This is a genomic window from Brenneria tiliae (assembly GCF_023347575.1).
Classification (GTDB): Bacteria; Pseudomonadota; Gammaproteobacteria; order Enterobacterales; family Enterobacteriaceae; genus Brenneria; species Brenneria corticis.
In genome coordinates this window covers 1-255 of the sequence record NZ_JAKPCB010000033.1, presented here as the reverse complement: position 1 = coordinate 255, position 255 = coordinate 1, and the positions used below count along the sequence as shown (strand labels likewise).

1 pseudogene is annotated in these 255 nt (G+C 61.6%); it reads right to left on the bottom strand.

The window, feature by feature from the left end:
- Positions 1 to 255: pseudogene (locus tag MFP24_RS00155) on the bottom strand (IS5/IS1182 family transposase); the annotation flags it as partial.

The window sequence follows — 255 nt, the reverse complement described above, 5'->3', positions numbered from 1 at the left end:
CCGTGCGGTGGTCCAGATAGAAGAAGCCCTGCGGCTTGTTGTCCCGGTGCATGAAGCCGCTTTCCGGGTCGGTGGTGCTGGCCTTGGTGTTCTTAACGGCGGCTTCGCTTTCTGGCTGCTTTTTTACGGCGGGCAGCGGCTTTTTTTCGTGTTGCTTCCGGTCGGCCTCCACGGCGGCGTTAAGCTGTTCCAGATACTCGCTCACCCCTTCAGGGCGCAGTTCATTCACCGCCTTGCGCGGGTTGGCGTCCGCCT